We start from the raw sequence: 20,617 nt of genomic DNA, 5'->3' as shown, positions 1-20,617 counted from the left end.
AATCGTCCATTCCTGTCCAATCACGAGAACATTTTCCGTCAGTAAAACCATCTCAATGGGTGCACTCTATACACATGAACCAGAAGGTCAACTTCGGACCATGAAAGGAGCCTGACATGTCGCATCTAACTCAGGAGCAACTCAATAATTTACAACAAAAGCTGATGGATCGAAAGGTTGAGCTTGAACGGCGCATGGTATATAACGACCAGCATGGGCTGGGGGAATCAGAGCGAGATATGACCGGCGAGCTGTCCCATATTGATAACCATCCCGGGGACTTGGCAAGTGAGATGTTTGAACGAGAAAAAGATCTTGCACTCCAGGATAGGGTGGATCAGGAGCTGCAGCGGGTTATTTTTTCACTTGAAGCGATTCATCACGGCCGTTACGGCGTGTGTCTTACCTGCGGCCAGCCAATTCCATACGAACGGTTGGAGGTTCTCCCGGACACACAATATTGTGTAAAGGACACGCCTCGCGAACGAGTCTCCCGCGATCGTCCGGTTGAGGAGGAAGTCCTTGCCCCCGCTTTTGGAAAATCCAGTATGGATGAGCACGATTATGCTGCGTTTGATGGCGAGGACGCCTGGCAGATTGTTGAAAGCTGGGGGAACTCCAACTCCCCTGCGCTGGCGGAAGGCAACGAAATTGACAGTTATAACGAGATGGATATCGAGAATGGCGATGATCAAGGCGGATTTGTTGAAGTGTATGAAAATTTCGTTGCAACCAATATCGATGGCTCCGAGGTGTTTATCGTACGAAGCCCGCAATATGTCGATTACCTAAACCGGGGCGAAGGAAGCTACCTGCTTGATCCCCATGGCGATCCTGATGATGATAATGAATCCTTCAGTTAAATAAGCGTTTACGACCGGCAGCGTATTATGAAATCTCAGCGGCTGCCGGGCATTACATATTCATATAGATCACTCACGTCAGCTCAAGCTGACGCTGAACGATCCGGACAATATCTGCAATGTAGTCGCCGATAATAGGCAAATTCAATGCACCAAGTGCCTGAAGGACATAGATAATGGTCGCCGCAAAAAAGGTAAAGCCAATCGCGATTCCCACACCGCGGGCCGACCCGGCCAGCAAATTGGTCCAAATCAACTTCCATGGGCGGTTCAGCAGCTGGGTATACTCCGCGATCCGAGCCTTCTCCAGCTGCTGTGCTATGTCCGTGGTCATGCGGTGTATGGCGCTCAATTGGTCCCGCTCTTCCTCAAGTGATTTTTTTTGTTCAGTTGGCACCCCAGCATCCGGCTTCTCCGCCATTTCTACCGCCCCTTTGCCTAAACTAATCGACTTCAAATTATAGACCCAGAGCAGCTACATTACCTTGTATGCTCGTAATCTGCTTACCATTACATATCAATTCGCTGATTATTATGCATCTATGGGAAGCATCTCATTCGTTTGTGAGAACACCCTTAAGTATTCGATATTTTTTATGAATACAAAAAAACACTGCCCCTGTAGATAAGGGCAGTGTTTTATAACCAATTTATAACTTAGGCGATGTGGATGCCGATGGTTTTGCCGCCAAGCTCAACCCGCTCCATGTCTTCGCTTTGTCCAAATTGCAAATCGTTCACTAGGACATTCTCACGCAGCACATCTTCAAATGCGGCGATCGCAACTTGAAGCTCTTCATCCGTATCGAGGGTCAAGTTCACCCGCTTCTCGATCGGCAGATCCAGCTTCTTCCGCGTATCCTGTACGGCACGCACCACTTCGCGAACCCAGCCTTCCTGCTCGAGCTCCGGCGTGATATCCGTATTAAGCGCAACGGTTAATCCATAACCTGAAGCGGATGCAAAGCCTTCCTTCGCCTTCTTCTCCACCAGCAGCTCTTCAGATGTGATCTGTAATTCTTCACCTTCCGGCGATGTCACGTTCACGCCGCCCGTTTGGACCACCTTGCGGGTCTCGTCACTGCTCATGCCTTTCAGGAACCCTTGCAGGAAGCCGATATTTTTACCGTATTTCTTGCCTGCAATCTTTAGGTTCATTTTCAGCGTGAAATCAACGAAACCACTGTCGCTGGTCTCCACCTCAATCGCTTTGACGTTGATCTCATCCTTGATGATGTCTTCATATCCCGCAAGGTCAAACTCGCGATCCATGGATACGATGAGCTCAGACAGCGGCTGGCGCGTTTTGATCCCGGTCTCGTTGCGGACATTGCGCGCAAGCTCTACGATCTGTCTAGCCGTCTCCATGTCCTGCTCGAGCGCCTTGTCGATCAACACCTCGTCGGCTTGCGGGAAGTCGGCCAAATGCACGCTCTCACCGCCGCCCAAGTTGACGAAGATATCTTCGGACAGCATCGGCGTGAATGGTGCCATCAGCTTGGAGAGAGTCAGCAGCACGTGTGTAAGCGTCCCGTATGCGGCCAGCTTATCTTCCCCGAGTCCGCTGCCCCAGAAACGGTCGCGCGAGCGGCGGATATACCAGTTGCTCAGCTCATCCACGTAAGCTTCGATTGCTTTGGCCGCATTCAGGAAATCATTCACGGCCAGTCCCTTGTCAACCACTTGAATCAAGCTGTTCAGTCGGGACAGAATCCAGCGGTCCAGCTTGTGGTTCGATCCCTTGAAGTCATGCTCCTTCGGATCATAGCCATCGATGCCGGCATACAATGTCAGGAACGCATGGGTGTTCACCAGCGTATCGACAACCTTGGATTTGGCTTCGCCGACGATTCCTTTCGAAAAACGTTTGCTGTTCCATGGTGCACTGTCAGCGAGCAGCGCCCAACGGAACGCATCCGTGCCGTACTCTTCGATGATTTCCCAAGGATCGATGACGTTGCCCTTGGATTTGGACATCTTCTGTCCGTTTTCATCAAGAATATGTCCTGTGGCCATAACTGCTTTATAAGGCGCTTTACCCGTGAAGAGGGTCGATACGGCAAGCAAGCTGTAGAACCATCCACGCGTCTGGTCGATCCCTTCGCAGATCATATCGGCAGGATACTGCTGTTCGAATTTCTCCTTGTCCTCGAATGGATAATGGTATTGTGCATACGGCATCGATCCGCTGTCAAACCATACGTCGATGACTTCCGAGGTCCGTTCCATGACGCCGCCTTCACAGTGAGGGCATTTCACTTTCACTTCATCCACATACGGCTTATGCAGCTCCAGATCCTCCGCTACCTCGCCTACGGCGTTAGCCCGAAGCTCCGCAATGCTGTGCGGCGAGAATTGCCCTTCACAAGAATCGCAGACCCATACGTTAAGCGGTGTTCCCCAATAACGGTTCCGGCTAATATTCCAATCGACCAGATCTTCAAGGAACTTGCCGAAGCGGCCTTCGCGCACATGGCCCGGATACCAGGTGACCTCATTGTTGTTCGCGATCAACTGATCCTTAACCGCTGTCGTTTCGATAAACCAGCTCTCCATCGCATAATAGAGCAGCGGGGATTTACAGCGCCAGCAGAATGGATAGCTGTGCTCGTATTTCTCCTTGCTGTACAGAAGTCCTTTTTCAGACAAAGCCTTCACGATGTCCAGATCGCAATCCTTCACGAAGCGTCCGGCAAAATCCGTCACTTCATCGGTATAACGGCCTTGGCCGTTCACGACACTCACGAAGCTGATGCCATTCTCACGGCATACGCGATAGTCGTCTTCACCGTGCGCAGGAGCCATATGCACAATCCCCGTACCGCTTGCATCGGTAACAAATGAAGCGCCGACGATGAGATTCGTTTTTTCCGCTTTTACATACGGGAACGGAGGATCGTAAGTCTTGCCGACCAGCTCGGAACCTTTCAGCGTGGACAGAACGGTAAAGTCGCCCTTCATGACATCCTCTACCAGATTCTTAGCCACGATATAGATGCCGTCCTCCTGCTCGACGCGGGCGTAATCCATATCCGGATTCACAGCCAGTGCCACGTGGGATGGAAGCGTCCAAGGCGTCGTTGTCCATGCCAGTACATACTCTCCGCTGTCATGCAGCTTAAATTTAGCCGTTGCGCTAAGGTCTTTAACATCCTCATAACCTTGCGCCACCTCGTGGGAGCTGAGCGTGGTCTGACAGCAAGGACAGTATGGGCTCACGCGATGACCGCGGTACAGAAGGCCTTTATCATGAATCGTCGCCAAAATGTTCCATACACTCTCGATATAGTTGTTCTCAAGTGTGATGTACGGATGATCCAGATCGGTCCAATAAGCAATCGCCTCAGTCAGCTCGCGCCACTTGTGCTCATATTCAAATACGCTGGCTTTGCATTTTTTGATAAAAGCTTCAACGCCATAATTCTCGATCTCCTGCTTGCCGGAGATGCCAAGCTGCTTCTCTACGCCAAGCTCAACCGGAAGCCCGTGCGTATCCCAGCCCGCTTTCCGAACGACATGGTAGCCCTTCATCGTCTGATAACGGCCCACAAAATCCTTGATGACGCGGCCAAGCACGTGACCGATGTGCGGTGCGCCGTTAGCGGTCGGCGGACCTTCGTAGAATACATAATTCGGCTTGCCGGCCCGCAGCTCGATTGATTTCTTGAACGTGTTCTCCTCGTTCCATTTGTTCAAGATGCGCAGCTCTCTGGCCCGCGCTTTCTCCTTGACGTCTACTCTGTTCATACAGATCTTCCTTTCACTTCGTAAATGTTCTGTGAAAATAAAAAAAGGCCTCATCCCCCAAGGGACGAGAACCTGTTCTCGCGATACCACCCTAATTTCGCACGGCCGACTTCAAATGGAAGTCTGCCCAAGCGACACCTCAATGTCCATGCCTGTTCGTAATAGGCAAGGTCCGATATAACGTTCGGCTGACGGTTCAGCTTACACACGCGGTTAAACGCTTCAGCTTCACTTCTCCGGGATGATCTTCTGCTTGGTCTGAACGCCGGGCTTTCAGCAACTGCCGGCTCTCTGAGGGACAGATCCTTCGCGTACTATTCCCATCAACGAATGGTTGTATGAATCAACAATATGTTATTAGTTATAGACTCTTTCGCGGAAAAAGTCAACCGGATACCCGCCTAGTATACTTCTTTTGGTTCAAGACTCGGTTCCCGGTTCTCGAGCGTCTCCCAGCCTTCTTGTTTCAACAGCTCCAGCTGCGCCTCAACCAGGGAGCGGAAGCGGGTGCGGTAGATGGAAGCCTGCTTCTTCAGTTCTTCAACCTCAAGCGCGATTTTGCGGGATTTACCGAGCGCATCATTAATGATCCGATCCGCATTCTTCTCGGATTCCTTAATGATCAGCTGGGCTTCCTTCTTCGCGTTGTTCTTCAGCTCATCCGCCGCCTCCTGAGCGACAATGATGGTCTTAGACAAGGTTTCCTCAATATTCGAAAAATGATCCAGTCTTTCTTGCATCGCAATAAGCTGGTTGCCCAACTCTTTGTTCTCCCGGATCACACTTTCATAATCCTTAATAATCTGATCCAAAAACTCGTTGACCTCGTCCTCATCATAACCCCGAATTCGACGAGCAAATTCCTTGTTATGTATATCAAGCGGCGTCAATGGCATGGTGTGCACCTCCTAAATATATGGGCCTTACAGGACGGTTCATCCGCTGTGTTAGCCAAACCACCCGTCCGTGAAGACAATAGCGGTCATTTACGATTTATCGGTAAATCCATTGTTATTTTGAATGACACTTTGTACTCATTCGACAAAAAAACGGCAATTCCTTCAAAGGTCAGGCATATTTCCCAACCTTGATACGGTACCGCCCTTTTTTCGTCAGGCTTCCTGTCTCCAAAACTTTAAACCGTCCAAAGCCTTGGATGGAAACGACATCGCCTTCTTTTAAATTCGTTGAGGGGTCCTCTTCCACTTTCCAGTTCACGCGGCATCGGCCAGCCTTGATCGGCACCACGATTTTCGTACGGCTGATTCGATATGCATCGCTGGCGATTCCGTCCAGTCTCATGGAAGATACCGTAATATCCATCGTTTCGAAATTCGTGCGGGCAACTTCAAGCTTGTCCATTGGCAGCAGTTCCGTCATCACATGCACCCGGTGGACCTGGCTGAGATTCAGATGGAGAAACGCGCTGATATCGTCGGCTACGACCGCATGGCAGCCGTCCGCGAGCACATGGATGTCACCAATCTTCGATCTCTTAATGCCAAGACCCAGAATCGAACCCATGTAGTCGCCATGCTCCAGCTCCAGAAACTTCTGATCTCCGGAAGAAATGCTGAGCACCTTCATCTTGAAATCCTCGCCCTCAAGCGCTCGGTAATCCGGAGCGATCCACGCCCGAACGCGTTCTGCATCAGCATGTCCACCATCAAACATGGCATGCACATCCGGATGACGATTCACGAGCGATTCCAGAATGAATCGCTGACGAGGATCCAGAAAATCCGTCAGTTTCGCTTCATGATATTGTCCGGCATTGACAACCCACTCCCAAGCCCGGTCCACAAACTCCCGTTCATCCTTGTGAAAATGATCATAGATGTCCAGTTTCATCGCTCATTCACCTGCTATAGGAAATATCCGAGAATTGCGTACACACCACGCTGTGCCAGCTGCAGCACGAACAATGCGACAATGGGGGAAATATCGATCATGCCCATGATCGGCGGAATAAACCGGCGAAATGGTGCAAGATAGGGCTCTACAAGCTTGCCAAGCAGCTCGCCGATAAAGCTTTCTCGTACATTAGGAAGCCATGACATTAAGACGTAGACCAAGATCATGTAAAAATAAATTTGGAACAGCGTTCCAACGATACTGTAAATTTCGTAGGTCAAAGCCTAAATCACCTCATTCTGTTATATTCATGCTCGTCTGCTAGAATCTCCGAGATCGAACCTTGGATCTCCACGGTATCCGGCGTGCATAGGAAGATGTTCCCGCCCACCTTCGAGATTCCGCCGCTAAGCGCATACACGGTTCCGCTGAGAAAATCGATAATACGCAGCGCCTGATCATTCCTCACACGCTGCAGGTTGACCACAACCGTTCGGAATGACCGCAGATGATCTGCAATCTCCTGTGCTTCATCATATGAACGAGGCTCCACTAATACAACCTTCACGTTCTTCTGTGAATGAATGCTTACGATATTGCCGCTTTTTTGGTTCTTCCGATGATCAAACGGCGTTGCCTCCACCGGCTCTTCCTGCGAGGCCAGTACCTCGCGTTCCACAACTTCTTCTTCCTCTTGCAGTCCCAAGAAATTCATAAACCGGTTCATCACGCCCATCGTCAATCCTCCTCTTTCCCTACTAAAATCGAGCCGAGACGCACCCAGGTCGCCCCTTCCTCTATGGCTACTTCAAAGTCATTGGACATGCCCATGGACAATTCGGTCAATGGCTCCGCCGTAAGCGCCTGCTTGTTCAGCTCATCTCTTAGTTGTCTTAAACCACGAAATACAGGACGCGTCTGCTCCGCTGACGATTCGTATGGAGCCATGGTCATGAGTCCGGTCACCTTTACGTGTGAAAGACTGTTGATTTCCTTCAAAAACTCGGCTGCTTTCTCAGGAGGCAAACCATACTTGGATTCCTCGCCCGAGATATTGACCTGCATAAAGGCGGATACCTGCAGATCCAGCGCAGCAGCCCTCTTCTCCAGCTCATGGGCCAGAGACAAGCGGTCAAGCGAATGAATATATTGAAATTTATCAATGACATCCCGAACCTTATTGGTCTGAAGATGGCCGATGAAATGCCATGTGCCGCGGCTTCCAAGAGCGTTCCATTTCGCCTGGGCATCCTGCCAGCGGTTCTCGCCGATATGCTGCAGTCCCTGATCCAGTACCGAAGCTGTCATATCCAAGGAGACATATTTAGTAACCGCAATGATATTTACATCATTCCGATTCCTGCCGCTTCTTGCGCAAGCCTCCGTGATTCGCTGTTCCACTCGATCGATACGTTCCTTCAAACTCAAGGGACGACTCACCTCTTTCTCATCCCGATCCAACTTGCCATACGACCCGTTGTCCCCCCATCTTTACGATAAGAGAAGAACAGATCATGATTGCAGCTTGTACACCATGATGTACATTCGATATGTTCCGCCAATATTCCTGCTTTAATCATAATGTGTCTGTTTATTTCTTTCAAGTTCAGCATGTATTTCCCGTGTCCCTTGTCGATATAAAAAGCTGAATTTGTAACTTTCTCGGATGTGTTTCCCTCGATTCCGATATCGCGGACACGATCCATGACCCGATCATCCACCTCGTAACAGCACTCGCTTATGGATGGACCAATCGCAGCGTGAATGTGCTGAGGCAAGCTTCCGTATTCCACAACCATCCTGTCGACCATTTTCTCAGCGATGCTTCCCACGGTCCCCTTCCAGCCAGCGTGTGCCAAACCGACAGCACCCGTAACCGGATCCCAAAAATAAAGCGGCACGCAGTCCGCGTAGAAGGACGTCAATAAAACGCCGGGAACATCGGTTACAAGTCCATCCGTATTTTGAAAAGCCGAGGCTCGGTCCAAACTTCCTCTGCCCCTGTCCTTATCATGAACCACGCCAATCTGAACATCATGGACCTGTTCACCGCAAGTCCAGTCTTCCAGAGAAAAACCCAATGCCGCAGCGGTTCGTTTCCGGTTCTCTACAATGTCACCCGGCTCGTCTCCGACATGAAAGGCCAAATTCAAACTATCATAGGGGGCTCGGCTTACGCCGCCATGCCGGCCTGTGAAGCCGGCCGTGATTGCGGCGCTTCCTGATCCCCCACTCCATTTTTCAAGCACAAACAGACTCGGTGTCTGCTGATCTTGTCTAACAAACGGTTCCATGCGTATCCCACCTCTATGACCAGTGTAACAGAAAACCCACGCCGGAGACACATTAACCGGATCCTCTGTTTAGAAGGATCGCCGGTCCGGCCGGTCCAGGTATTCCACCGATTCCTGATCATCGGGCGTTCTTCGCAATTCCTCCATTTTGACAAGGACGACATCCGAACCAATCTTGACGATATTCCGCCACGGAATGATCAGGTCGCTCCCGCCGCCGAACAGCCCCATAAATTTACCGTAACTTGGCACCACAATCGCTTCGATCCGGCCCTGCCGCAAGTCCAGCTCCAGATCGCTGATCTGTCCGAGCCGTTTGCCATCAATGATATTAATAACATCCTTCGTTTGAAAATCGGAAATTTTCATCTTTTTCCCCACCATTTGATTATCAGGTATCATGAGCATCACACCTTAGATGTATTTGAAGGTCAGCCGTCCGTCCGTCCATCTTCAATCCATATCCCTCTGTTCAATATATGAGCCGCTTAGATAAAATAGCTTATCTAAAATTAAAAAAACGATCCCATAAACGGGATCGTTATCTGTTCGTTTGATTGCTGGTCTTCTTACGTTTTGACGTGCTTCTGCATCTGCTTGATCGCTGACTTCTCCAGGCGGGACACTTGAGCTTGGGAGATGCCGATTTCATCCGCAACCTCCATCTGGGTCTTGCCTTCATAAAACCGCATGGATAAAATCATTTTCTCGCGTTGTCCGAGCTTGTGCATCGCTTCCCGGAGCGCAATTTCCTCAATCCAGGACACATCTTTGTTCTTATCATCACTGATTTGATCCATCACATAAATCGGATCGCCACCGTCATGATAAATCGGCTCAAACAGCGAAACGGGATCTTGAATAGCATCTAGTGCAAAAACAACGTCTTCCTTGGGCACGTTCAGCGCTTCGGAAATTTCAAAAATCGTCGGTTCACGCGAGTTCGCATTTGTCAGCTGATCCCTGACTTGAAGTGCTTTGTAAGCAATATCACGCAGTGATCGGGAGACGCGAATCGGGTTATTGTCCCTTAAATATCGACGTATTTCTCCGATAATCATCGGTACGGCATAAGTGGAAAATTTAACATTTTGCGATAAATCAAAATTGTCGATGGCTTTCATCAATCCGATGCAGCCCACCTGAAACAGATCATCAACAAACTCTCCCCGATTGTTAAACCTTTGGATGACGCTGAGCACCAGTCTCAGGTTGCCGTTCACCAGTTTTTCTCGAGCCGATCGTTCATTGTTCTGCTGCAGATTATGAAACAGTTCCCTCATTTCCACATTCGTCAGAACAGGCAGTTTTGACGTATCCACACCACAAATTTCAACTTTGTTTCGCGTCATGATGACTAACCTCCCAAGGAGAAACATTACTGTACATTATCTCCGAGGGGGGCTATTTTATTCCTTACGATTTCCAGTTACACCATCTTGTTGAATTCTTTGCGGAGCCTCTTTATTATTCTCTTCTCCAATCGGGAAATGTAGGATTGTGAGATTCCAAGCAGATCTGCCACGTCTTTTTGCGTCTTTTCCTCACCGTCCTGAAGTCCAAAACGAAGCTCCATAATCATGCGTTCCCGGTCGCTTAATTTATCCAGCGCTTTTTGCAGCAGCTTCCGGTCGACCTGCTCCTCGATATTACGGTAGATGGTGTCATTCTCAGTACCCAAAACGTCGGACAAGAGCAATTCATTGCCGTCCCAATCGATATTCAGCGGTTCGTCAAAAGAAACCTCGCTGCGGGTTTTGTTATTCCGGCGCAAATACATCAAAATTTCGTTCTCAATACAGCGCGAGGCGTATGTAGCCAGCTTGATTTTTTTCTCCGGGTCAAACGTATTCACCGCCTTAATCAAACCGATGGCACCAATCGATACCAAATCCTCGATGTTAATGCCGGTGTTCTCGAATTTGCGGGCAATGTAAACGACCAGACGCAGGTTACGTTCGATAAGCATGGCACGGGTGGCTGCATCCCCGGTAGGCAGCTTCTTGAGCAAGAACTCCTCTTCCTCTTTCGTAAGCGGCGGCGGGAGCGCCTCGCTTCCTCCGATATAGTAGATTTCCTGACTCTTCAGGCCTAGCAAAAAAAGTACGCGATAATACTGCAGCTGCAATGCTAATCTCCATTTAACGGGCATCTCTTATCCTCCTAAACGTTTTCCCGTAGGGATAACTGGCTTCATAAACGTGATTTCAATTCTTCTAGTCCGGCATGCTCTGGAAATGTCATAAAGGTTTTCAAAGACTTATTCATGAGTCCGCCGTATTAATGGCAAACTCTAACACTATGAAAATGGCTTCATGGTTATCATCCTGCGTTCTTGGCTGCACTTGATTCCGGTCCGGTCCCCCCATTGAGCGATGAAGCGTCCACCTCGGATTTGCAGCTTCCATCGGACACCGGCTTGTTTGAATTGGCATTCATCTTCGGCGTACCTTCTCCTTCCGTTAATGCCGGATGGATAATGGCCCTGTATGCCCTGTCACCTGAGAGCGTCCCGCCATCAAGACCAATTAACACCTTGGATGCCGAATATTCAAATCCCCCCAGTTCGATCCGTACCATGTCGGGCTTTAACGCAAGCATGAAGGCGGCCCCCCGGTTGACTCCGCGATAGGGAACAAGCCGCAGACGGTCTTGCCATTCAAATTCCTCTGCCGCGAGCCCCATGATTAATTTGTCCGGTTCCCCCTCCATCAACTGTTTGCTCCATCCCTGAGGCAGGTGGGCTTCCCACAGTGCTGCTTCCATCACCATAACCGGCGTGCGAGTTAAGGGATCACTCAATTGATTACCTGTATCGAGCAGCCCCGCACAGGATATTTTGGCGCTGCCGATCCATACCGACACTTCTCCCAATAAGGCCTCCCGGTTCTCGGTTTTACGTTTCGTGGTCTGAACGGCTTTAAATGCGAATACAACTACAAAAAAGGTAATGCACGCAAACCAGAATCCTACCTTCAATTCAAACGATAGCCCTCCCGATGTTGTATACCATATCCCGCTAAACAGTTCTCCCGAATTTTGGACCAGGTAATGAACACCGATAATGCCTCCGGCCGCCGCAAAATTCACCATATAAAATGCTCCCAAATATCGCAGATAACTCTGTAAGCTTGCAAAGCCGAAAGCAATCCATAACATGATCAAGGAGAGTCCAAATTTGATGAGAAAAGTAAACAAAAATGAAAGTTGCGGGACAAACATCATGACGACATACAGTGCGCCTACCACAGAGGATAATACAAGTCTCCACCACCTTGGCTTGACCCTGCGCATCCAGGCGGTCAAAGCCAGCAACATGCCGTCAATGACGAGGTTTGCCAAAAATATGAGATCAATATAAACAACCAGGTTGTTCACCTGCCTAGTCGAAGAATCACTTGGGTTATCCTTCTGTTGTTTTCTGGGCAACGGGAGATGTTACTAGTATAAGAAGAATAGAATTCAAAGTCTGTCTAAACCTGTGGGCGGATTACAGACTTTTTTTGTCGATGAAGGGCAGTTTTTAGAGACCTGTACCAGGAGCAGCCTCTTGGCGTTATCGGCGATCTCTATCTTGGCAGGAAAGCTCGGGGAATATCCTTAATTTCCACAGTAATTGCTGATTGGACTTTCATTCGTGAAAGTGTGACAGCATCAGCTGTTGGCTTTGTAAATGAAATAAAAGGAAGATGACGAGGCGTGGATATAAAAATAAGCCTGTCTTCATCATGATGACGAAGCACAGGCTTACCGTTATTAATCATTATTGCGGGAACGATTGCGAAGGAAAGTAGGAATATCAAGCTGATCATTGCTGCTCTGATTGCCAAACGGCTTCAGATTTACATTACTCTTGTCCGTTTCCGGCTGCTGTTGTTGCTGTTGTTCCCCTTGTGGCATTCCAGGACGACGTACCGGCGGGATTTGAGCAGGCTTGCTCTCAAAGCCGGTAGCGATAACCGTTACTTTGATTTCATCCTTCATGCTTTCCTCAATGATCGCACCGAAGATCATGTTCACTTCCGGATCAGAAGCAGATGTTACAATCTCGGCCGCTTCATTCACTTCATACAAGGAAAGATTGGTCCCTCCCGTAATATTCATGATCACACCGCGAGCACCTTCGATAGAGGTTTCAAGCAGCGGGCTCATGATCGCCTTGCGGGCAGCCTCGGAGGCTCGATTCTCACCCGTAGCCAGTCCGATACCCATCAGAGCCGAGCCGCGTTCTGTCATGATCGTTTTCACGTCGGCAAAGTCAAGGTTGATCAGACCCGGCACTTGGATCAGATCAGAAATGCCCTGAACGGCCTGACGCAATACGTTATCAGCTTCTCGGAACGCTTCCAGCATCGGTGTCTTCTTATCCACGATCTCCAGCAAGCGATCATTCGGAATGACGATGAGTGTGTCCACTTTCTCTTTCAATGCTTCAATGCCAAGCTCCGCTTGGGAAGCACGCTTGCGTCCTTCGAACGTAAACGGACGAGTGACAACCCCAACCGTTAATGCTCCGCACTCCTTAGCAATTTCAGCAATGACAGGAGCAGCACCCGTTCCGGTTCCGCCACCCATACCGGCCGTAACGAATACCATATCGGCACCCTTCAGGGTGTTCATGATCAAATCGCGGGATTCTTCCGCAGCCTTCTTGCCTACGTCAGGATTGGCGCCGGCACCAAGTCCGCGAGTGAGCTTGTCCCCGATTTGCAGTTTATGTTCGGATTTGGCAAGGTGGAGTGCCTGAGCATCCGTATTGACCGTAATGAATTCAACACCCTGCACACCATTCTCAATCATTCGGTTAACGGCGTTGCTGCCGCCGCCACCTACTCCGATTACTTTTATTTGAGCTAAGCTCTCCATTTCAAAATCAAATTCCAACATCTAATCCATCTCCCCCTCAATGTGCGTGGATGGCACGTCCACAGTCGAATGAATCCGCTATATAAACTCGCTGAACATCTTTTTCAAGCGTTCAATAAATCCCGGCTTCTGGCTGGTCTCCTGAGTTGCTGCGACAGGACTTTGCTGCTTAGCGCGGTTCACCGGTTTCTTGCTATTTCCGCTGCTGTTGTTGCTTCCTCCTGTATTGCGTACACGTACGTTCCGGATTGCATTATGGAGGATGCCGACTCCGCTGCAGTATCCCGGATCACGAACACCGATGAAATCAGGAACCGCAATCCGTACGGAAGTCGCCAGCTCATTTTGTGCCACCTGCAGCACACCAGGCATGGACATAGTGCCCCCAGTAAGTATATAACCACCAGGAAGCTCGCTGTAACCCAAGCGCTTAATTTCTTGGCGCACCAATTGGAAAATTTCCTGAACGCGAGGTTCTATGATAGCTGCCAGATCTTCCTGAGTGAACTCCTTGTCCACATTGCTTCCAATTCTTGTTACCTTAAACGTTACTTCGTGTGCGGCACTCTCGATCAGCGCGCATCCGTACTTCAGTTTAACCTTTTCTGCTTGATCCGTCAGCGTTCGCAGGCCATAAGCAATGTCATTTGTCACGAAATCTCCACCAACCGGAAGCGTCGAAGTTGCGGCAATGCTGCCTCCTTCGAACACAGCCAACGTGGTTGAGCCCGCCCCGACGTCAACCAGCACCGAACCCATCGTTTTCTCATCCTTGGACAAGGCCAGCTGTCCGGCACCAAGCGGAATCAGCACCAGATCCTTCACTTTCAGACCTGATTTCTCCACACAACGTAACAGGTTATGTATTGCCGTTTTGGCGCCAGTAATAATCGTCGCTTCAACTTCTAGTCTTACGCCGATCATTCCTCGCGGATCAGAGATTCCTTCCAAACCGTCAACTACAAACTGTTTAGCAACCACATCGATAATTTCACGATCCGGAGGAAGCGCCACGACTTCCGCTGCTTTCAGCACGCGGTCGATGTCCTCTTCACCAATTTCGCGATCCTCGTTCGATACTGCCACAACTCCATGGCTGGATTGAAGTCCGATATGATTTCCAGAAATGCCGACATATACTTCGGATATTTGAATACCGACCATACGCTCCGCATGATCAACAGCGCTGCGAATGGATTGTACGGTCTGGTCGATATCTACAATTGCACCTTTGCGAATTCCCTCCGAGTCGGCAGATCCAACTCCAATAATATTAAAGGTTCCATTATTAACTTCCCCAATAATAGCACGAACTTTGGATGTACCGATGTCCAAACTAACAATGATGTCATTGTTGCTCAAGCCCTGGCACCTCCTGTTTTTAGCAAATTAATTTTGATTATAAAGAATACATTTCTACTTATTCAACACTCGTGGGTCTTTCCCTCTTTTTTCAACATTTTTTTTACTGCCAACATTTGCTATAACAGGCCGTAAAAGTCATTCAAAAAAGAAGAGCCGAAACAAGTTGTCAATACTTTCAATTGTACCATTTATTCCAATCCCTGAGTAGGGGGTTATTGCCCTTCTTCCGCGTCTTCTCCAACTTCTTCTACAAACGGCACGTAAGAGTCTGCTTCCAGCATCGTAATCACACCCGGCCGCTCCATTTCGGTAACCTGATTCAGATATTCTACTTTGTCACGGAGCAAGGAGACCGAAGTGATAACTTCGAATTTGGAACGTGTATACATCTTGATCCGATCCGGAAAAGATAGCGTCGGTGACGGCATGATTTCCGAGATATCGGAGGTCAGGCTGCCCGAAATCTCCGCAAGCACTTCGCTAAGCACAGCCTTGTTGGGGTCGCCTGGATCCCAATTGGTCAAAATAGGCTTCTCAACGGCAATACCGCTCGCTGTAACCGGAACCGAGTTACCGCTTGCCAGTATGGCTTGAAGTTCCCCGCTGTCGGACAGCTCGTAGGCCACCGTAGGATGTTCCGTTACCACGATGCTGACTTCGCCCGGAAAGCTCTTGACCACTTCAGCCGACTTAATCGTTCCGAGCTTCATCAGCCGTTCCTGCACATCTTTCGGCTCAACGCCAAAGTACTGGTCTCCGATGTGGAGTCCGCTTTGCTTGATAAGCTGCTCATTGGTATTAAACGTATTGCCTGTAAATTGAATCTCGGTAACTTGGCTGACTGACGACCGAAAAAACAGAATCGTCAGCAGGGCTACGAACAGCAGCAAAAGTATCCATATGATTTTTTTGGCTGTTTTCGGTTTAGGCTTGTCCTGCTTCAGGACAGGCATATGTGTCTTGGACATATCCACTCTCTCCATAAAGACCTGTTATCCCCTCCTTGTTCGGAGGGGAAGCCCAGGACCTCAATTGGCTAAATCAAGCGGTTTTGGCACCGGAGATTGACGATAGATCCGGGCGCCTAAACCTTGGAACATGTTTTCAATACGATCATAACCGCGATCAATATGGTGAACTTGCTCCACCACGGTCGTTCCCTGCGCGGCCAAACCGGCAATGACGAGCGCCGCTCCAGCCCGAAGATCGGTTGCCTCCACCGTAGCTCCATAAATTCTCTGAACACCGCGTATAAACGCGTAGTTCAGATCCGTGGAAATGTCCGCCCCCATACGGGAGAGTTCCTCCACATGCTTGAACCGTCCTTCGAATACCGTCTCTTTCATCACGCTAAATCCGTCCGCCAAGGACAGCAGGACCATAACCTGAGATTGCAAATCAGTCGGGAACGAAGGATACGGTGAAGTCACGATACGTTCCACCGCTTTAGGACGGCTCATACAGCTTATGTTTATTATATCATTGCATATACTGGTTTGAACACCGGCGCGCTTTAGCACATGTATAAGGGAAGTTAAATGAGATGGATTGGTCTTTGTAAGCGTTACACTACCGCGGGTGACAGCTGCTGCGATCATGACGGTGCCGGCTACGATCCGGTCCGGTATAATCTCGTACTCGCAAGGCTCCAGACGCTCCACGCCATGGATCGTGATGGTATCCGTTCCTGCGCCGATAATGTTCGCTCCCATCTTGTTCAGGAAATGCTGAAGGTCCTGAATTTCAGGCTCTCTGGCGGCATTGGTGAGCACCGTTGTGCCAAGCGCCGTTGCTGCTGCCATCATGATATTCTCCGTTGCCCCTACGCTGGCAAAATCCAGATGAATATCCGTTCCGACCAGCCGGCTTGCCCTGCAATGGATCTTATCGTTACTCTCCTCGATTTCCGCACCAAGCGCCTGCAATCCCTGAAGATGGAGGTCGATCTTGCGTTCTCCGATCGCGCAGCCCCCTGGCTGATAGATCGTCACTTCACCAAAACGGGCCAGCAGAGGTCCCATCAAAAAGATGGAGGATCGCATCTGCTTCATTAAATCTTCCGGGACATGAAACGAATTGGCAGACGAGGTATCCACGGTAACCGTCTCCAGCTCATGCTTGCATTTGGAGCCAAGACGGCTGAGAATGCTGAGCATCACTTCAATATCCAGCAGGTGCGGGACATTGCTTAATCTTACAGTCCCTTCTGCCAGAAGACTAGCTGCTAGAATAGGTAAAGCTGCATTTTTTGCTCCATGGATACGAATGGTTCCAGATAGGGGCCTTCCACCCTCAATCACCAATTTGTCCAATGTATCACCTCCGAGTTTACCGCTCGCCCAGAACGTACACCTCAGGCACCATGTGAATTCCGTTCTTTTCCGAGATGGTTTCCTTAATACGTTCCATCAAAGCGAGCACGTCCTCTGCTGTCGCTTGACCGGTATTCTCAATGAAATTGGCATGCTGTAAAGAAACTTCTGCGCCCCCGATCCGCAGGCCCTTAAGACCGGCAGCCTCGATCAACCTCGCGGCATGGTCACCGGGCGGGTTGCGAAAAACACTGCCTGCCGTTGCGGATTGGAGCGGCTGTGTACGCCGGCGACGGTCCTTGTAGGAGGCCATAACAGCTGAAATTTCTTTGCGGTCTCCTTGACGGAGCCCAAATACCGCTTCAGTCACAATCCCTTTTCGTTCATGCAGAATGGAGTGTCGGTAATCAAACGCCATATCTTTCGCAGCATACGTAACCAATTCCCCTGTCTCCAGTACAATGTCAGCGGACTTGAATATGCGTGACACATCAGACCCATGGGCACCTGCATTCATATAGACGGCCCCTCCGACCGATCCAGGAATGCCTCCGGCAAATTCAAGACCGGATAATCCTTCTTTTCCGGCCAGAACACTGAGCTTGACAAAAGACAGACTGCCGCCTGCAGTTACCGTCTCTCCGTCAAAATGAAGCCCCTCAAATCCCTGGCCCAGCTTGATGACCGCTCCCCGAATGCCTTTATCGGCAACCAACATGTTTGAACCGCGGCCCAATTGTGTCCAAGGTATGTGATGGGCATGGAGAAGGGTGACCAGTTCCCTGAGCTGTTCCTTGTTCTCAGGTATAATCAGGCAATCGGCTGGTCCGCCTATTTTCCACGTCGTATATTTTGCCAGCGGTTCATTCCATAACACTGTTCCGATATTGGCCTCTGATAGTAGCGATTTCCACTGCTGCATTTTAAATAAACCTCCCCTTGACTTTCAAAACCAAAAGGCCATTCCTTCAACTGGATGAAGAGATGGCCGCTGTCAGTAATGCCGGCCTCATGGGTGTGTCACGATTATAGAGTATCTTATGTCAGGCTCCATAGGTGTGTGACAATCGCCCAGCCGATTTAGCGTTTGCCGGTTAACCGGCGGATTTCTTGAACCATGACGGATGCCGAATCCGGTTTGCCGAGCTTTTTCGCAGCCGCGGACATCGCCTCTCTGGAAGTACGACTGGTCATGATCTCCTCAAGCTTTGCGAACAGCGATTCCGCCGTCAAATCCTTTTCAAGAATCATGCTGGACGCACCCGCTTCCTCCAATTGCCTCGCATTTGCCTCCTGATGGTTATTGGTGACGTTAGGTGAAGGGATAAGTACGGATGGAATGCCAAGCGATGTAATCTCCGCCAGGAATGAAGCTCCCGCACGGTTTACAATCAGCGAAGTAGCCGCAAGCACTTCCGGCATATTATGAACGTATGGCACGATATGAAGTTGATTCGGCATGGTACCGAGCTGGGACAGAATGGATTCACGCGTGTTCTCAAAATAAGTTTCGCCCGTAACAAACACGAAATGTACACCCGGCAGCTTCTGTATGAACGGCGCCATCCCGATCATCGCGTTATTGATCGCCTTGGCACCCCGGCTTCCGCCGACGATCAGTACGACCTGGCTGTCCACCGGAATGCCGAGCGTAGCAAATCCACGTTCACGATTGGCGGATAATACCGTTGTCGCACGTGGATTTCCTGTATATACCGTTCTTTTGGCTTTAGGAAAGGAAGACTCCGATCCCTCAAAGCTGACCGCCACCGTATCCGCATAGCGGCTGAGGAACTGGTTGGTGAGGCCGGGAATCGCATTCTGCTCATGAATCATGGTTGGTATCCCGAGCTTGGCCGCTGCATAAACCACCGGACCGCACACATAACCTCCGGTACCGATCACGACATCGGGTTTAAATTCCTTCAGCAGGGCCTTCGATCGCTTCACGCCTTTGAAAAAACGCATGATCGTCTTCACGTTATCCAGCGACAGCTTGCGCCGGAACCCCGTGATATCGATGCTCTCAAACGGCAGCTTCTCCTGGGGCACCAGCTTGCTTTCGAGACCCCGCGTACCTCCGATATATAAAAACTCCGTTTTCGGATTTTCCTTCTCACATTGTCTTGCAATGGCAACGGCGGGGTAAATATGCCCCCCCGTTCCGCCGCCGGTCAATACGACACGCATACCCTTCACCTCGCATAACGGGAAATATTTAATAGAATGCCCAGCGCCGTCAGCATCAGCGTCAATGAGCTGCCTCCGTAACTGATGAGCGGCAGCGTAATCCCTGTCACCGGCATTAAACCGATAACGACACCGATATTGATAACGACCTGTATGGCGACCATGCCCACGATCCCAACAGCCAGCAGACTTCCAAAGCCGTCGGATACCGTCATGGCCACTCTCATGCCCCGCCACACCAAGGCAGCGAACAAGAGCAGTACAATCAAACCGCCAATGAATCCAAGCTCTTCGGCCAAGATCGAAAAAATAAAATCAGTCTGCGGCTCAGGTACATAGGCGTACTTCTGGCGACTCATGCCAAGCCCGAGCCCGCCGAGTCCACCCGGCCCTATGGCATAGAGGGATTGGATGATCTGATAGCCTGCGCCAAGCGGATCGGACCATGGATCGAGAAACCCGGTTATCCGCTTCAGCCGGTAGGGGGCTGTCAGAATCAAGCCAATGAAACCGGCAACCCCGCCTAATGCGAGAAAGCCCAGATGTTTCATCTGTGCCCCTGCGGTAAAAACAATCATCATCGCAGCTCCAAGCATAACGGCACCCGTACCCAAATCAGGCTGCAGCATAATCAATCCGAATGCCAGTCCGATTAAACCAAGCGGCGGCAAAAGCCCCCTGGTAAAAGACGTAATATCATAATCTTGCTTACTGAGCCAGCGTGATAGAAACAGAATCATGCCCAGCTTCATAAACTCGGAGGGTTGAATTCCGAACGAGCTGATGCCGAGCCAGCTTCTGGCTCCGCCGCGAACAACGCCGATCCCTGGAATAAGTACGATAATCAGCATAAAAAAGCAGACCAGCAATGCAAGCTTGCTGTATTTCTTCCAAACCCGATAGTCGGTCCTCGATGTGAAGTACATGGCAGCAAGCCCCAAACAGGCAAAAAACAGCTGACGCTTCACAAAATAAAACTTATCGCCATAGTCATGAAATGCGAGGACGGATCCTGCGCTGTATACCATGACGATTCCGATGGCCAGCAGGGCCAAAATACAGATAAGCAGCCACAGATCGGGCGCCTGGCGGTTCTTGTTCATGGAAAGGCCACCTCGTACATCCT

At 50.0% G+C, this 20,617-nt stretch carries 20 protein-coding genes; 1 reads left to right on the top strand and 19 read right to left on the bottom strand.

What is annotated here, in order from left to right:
* Nucleotides 1-116 precede the first annotated feature (116 nt).
* Nucleotides 117-863 carry a TraR/DksA C4-type zinc finger protein gene (locus MKX98_RS09870; RefSeq protein WP_220686031.1) on the top strand — a complete coding sequence of 249 codons (747 nt, stop codon included), beginning with the start codon at nt 117-119 and terminating at the stop codon, nt 861-863.
* A gap of 73 nt (nt 864-936) precedes the next feature.
* Here the strand turns inward: MKX98_RS09870 and MKX98_RS09865 are convergent, their stop codons facing one another.
* The 19 genes from MKX98_RS09865 to spoVE all read right to left on the bottom strand — a co-directional run bounded on the left by MKX98_RS09865 (nt 937) and on the right by spoVE (nt 20,594).
* A complete protein-coding gene (locus MKX98_RS09865; RefSeq protein WP_071223000.1) occupies nt 937-1,284 on the bottom strand; it encodes a DUF5665 domain-containing protein in 348 nt (115 codons plus the stop codon).
* 236 nt (nt 1,285-1,520) lie between these two features.
* Nucleotides 1,521-4,610: an isoleucine--tRNA ligase gene (gene ileS, locus MKX98_RS09860; RefSeq protein ID WP_339222817.1), complete on the bottom strand. Its 3,090-nt coding sequence runs from the start codon at nt 4,608-4,610 to the stop codon at nt 1,521-1,523.
* A gap of 401 nt (nt 4,611-5,011) precedes the next feature.
* Nucleotides 5,012-5,506, bottom strand: coding sequence for a DivIVA domain-containing protein (locus MKX98_RS09855; RefSeq protein WP_071222998.1), 495 nt, complete (start codon nt 5,504-5,506; stop codon nt 5,012-5,014).
* Between the two features lie 172 nt (nt 5,507-5,678).
* On the bottom strand, nt 5,679-6,461 hold the full coding sequence (locus MKX98_RS09850) for a YlmH/Sll1252 family protein (RefSeq protein ID WP_194541675.1): 783 nt from the start codon (nt 6,459-6,461) through the stop codon (nt 5,679-5,681).
* A 14-nt stretch (nt 6,462-6,475) separates the two neighbouring features.
* Complete coding sequence (locus MKX98_RS09845) at nt 6,476-6,745, bottom strand: YggT family protein (protein ID WP_194541674.1); 270 nt, start codon at nt 6,743-6,745, stop codon at nt 6,476-6,478.
* A gap of 8 nt (nt 6,746-6,753) precedes the next feature.
* Nucleotides 6,754-7,200 carry a cell division protein SepF gene (locus MKX98_RS09840; protein WP_009589651.1) on the bottom strand — a complete coding sequence of 149 codons (447 nt, stop codon included), beginning with the start codon at nt 7,198-7,200 and terminating at the stop codon, nt 6,754-6,756.
* Nucleotides 7,201-7,202: 2 nt separating this feature from the next.
* Nucleotides 7,203-7,892: a YggS family pyridoxal phosphate-dependent enzyme gene (locus MKX98_RS09835; RefSeq protein ID WP_339222812.1), complete on the bottom strand. Its 690-nt coding sequence runs from the start codon at nt 7,890-7,892 to the stop codon at nt 7,203-7,205.
* 8 nt (nt 7,893-7,900) lie between these two features.
* Nucleotides 7,901-8,758 (bottom strand): peptidoglycan editing factor PgeF, encoded by an 858-nt coding sequence (pgeF, locus tag MKX98_RS09830; RefSeq protein ID WP_339222810.1) that lies wholly within the window; start codon nt 8,756-8,758, stop codon nt 7,901-7,903.
* Nucleotides 8,759-8,827: 69 nt separating this feature from the next.
* Complete coding sequence (locus MKX98_RS09825) at nt 8,828-9,127, bottom strand: YlmC/YmxH family sporulation protein (RefSeq protein ID WP_233354800.1); 300 nt, start codon at nt 9,125-9,127, stop codon at nt 8,828-8,830.
* Between the two features lie 200 nt (nt 9,128-9,327).
* Nucleotides 9,328-10,110 (bottom strand): RNA polymerase sporulation sigma factor SigG, encoded by a 783-nt coding sequence (gene sigG, locus MKX98_RS09820; protein WP_006209087.1) that lies wholly within the window; start codon nt 10,108-10,110, stop codon nt 9,328-9,330.
* A gap of 77 nt (nt 10,111-10,187) precedes the next feature.
* Entirely contained in the window at nt 10,188-10,910 is a 723-nt protein-coding gene (gene sigE / locus MKX98_RS09815) for an RNA polymerase sporulation sigma factor SigE (protein WP_071222992.1), read from the bottom strand.
* A 170-nt stretch (nt 10,911-11,080) separates the two neighbouring features.
* Nucleotides 11,081-12,127, bottom strand: a complete 1,047-nt coding sequence (gene spoIIGA / locus MKX98_RS09810; RefSeq protein WP_339224387.1) for a sigma-E processing peptidase SpoIIGA — start codon at nt 12,125-12,127, stop codon at nt 11,081-11,083.
* A 387-nt stretch (nt 12,128-12,514) separates the two neighbouring features.
* Nucleotides 12,515-13,645 (bottom strand): cell division protein FtsZ, encoded by a 1,131-nt coding sequence (gene ftsZ / locus MKX98_RS09805; protein WP_194541671.1) that lies wholly within the window; start codon nt 13,643-13,645, stop codon nt 12,515-12,517.
* Between the two features lie 57 nt (nt 13,646-13,702).
* Nucleotides 13,703-14,986 (bottom strand): cell division protein FtsA, encoded by a 1,284-nt coding sequence (gene ftsA / locus MKX98_RS09800; RefSeq protein ID WP_194541670.1) that lies wholly within the window; start codon nt 14,984-14,986, stop codon nt 13,703-13,705.
* A 215-nt stretch (nt 14,987-15,201) separates the two neighbouring features.
* On the bottom strand, nt 15,202-15,957 hold the full coding sequence (locus MKX98_RS09795; protein ID WP_339222807.1) for an FtsQ-type POTRA domain-containing protein: 756 nt from the start codon (nt 15,955-15,957) through the stop codon (nt 15,202-15,204).
* Nucleotides 15,958-16,017: 60 nt separating this feature from the next.
* Entirely contained in the window at nt 16,018-17,301 is a 1,284-nt protein-coding gene (gene murA, locus MKX98_RS09790) for a UDP-N-acetylglucosamine 1-carboxyvinyltransferase (RefSeq protein ID WP_071222989.1), read from the bottom strand.
* 16 nt (nt 17,302-17,317) lie between these two features.
* Nucleotides 17,318-18,223: a UDP-N-acetylmuramate dehydrogenase gene (murB, locus tag MKX98_RS09785; RefSeq protein WP_071222988.1), complete on the bottom strand. Its 906-nt coding sequence runs from the start codon at nt 18,221-18,223 to the stop codon at nt 17,318-17,320.
* Between the two features lie 158 nt (nt 18,224-18,381).
* The gene (murG, locus tag MKX98_RS09780; RefSeq protein WP_339222804.1) at nt 18,382-19,491 is read right to left on the bottom strand and encodes an undecaprenyldiphospho-muramoylpentapeptide beta-N-acetylglucosaminyltransferase; all 1,110 of its coding nucleotides are present in this window, start codon (nt 19,489-19,491) and stop codon (nt 18,382-18,384) included.
* Between the two features lie 5 nt (nt 19,492-19,496).
* The gene (gene spoVE, locus MKX98_RS09775) at nt 19,497-20,594 is read right to left on the bottom strand and encodes a stage V sporulation protein E (protein ID WP_071222986.1); all 1,098 of its coding nucleotides are present in this window, start codon (nt 20,592-20,594) and stop codon (nt 19,497-19,499) included.
* Between the last annotated feature and the right edge of the window lie 23 nt (nt 20,595-20,617).

This window comes from Paenibacillus sp. FSL W7-1332 (assembly GCF_037969785.1).
Classification (GTDB): domain Bacteria; phylum Bacillota; class Bacilli; order Paenibacillales; family Paenibacillaceae; genus Paenibacillus_AQ.
Note: the sequence above shows the minus strand (reverse complement) of the source record. Positions and strands in the feature narration are given on the sequence as shown.